At 70.1% G+C, this 274-nt stretch carries 1 protein-coding gene; it reads right to left on the reverse strand.

Annotated features, from left to right (window positions below; genetic code table 11):
- On the reverse strand, positions 1-274 hold a 274-nt coding region (locus tag SB773_RS31660; RefSeq protein WP_410594284.1), incomplete at both ends, for a zinc-binding dehydrogenase.

Here is a 274-nt window from a genome sequence, read left to right on the forward strand (position 1 = left end):
TGGCCTCCCGGGCGCAGCACGCGCAGTGACTTCTCGAGGTTCGCGCCGCCGACGGTGTCGATGACCAGGTCGTAGCCCTGCAGCCGGGACTCGAAGTCGTCCGAGCGGTAGTCGATGACGTCGGCGCCCAACTGCCGCAGCCATTCGACGTTCGAGCCGCTCGCGGTCGTGGCGACGGACGCCCCGAGATGCTTGGCGAGCTGGATCGCGATCGAACCGAAGCCGCCCGCTCCGCCGTGGATCAGCACGCGCTGCCCGGCTTTCACGTCGGCGC

The sequence above is a fragment of the Bacillus sp. SIMBA_074 genome, assembly GCF_046534555.1.
Lineage (GTDB): Bacteria > Bacillota > Bacilli > Bacillales > Bacillaceae_G > Bacillus_A > Bacillus_A mycoides.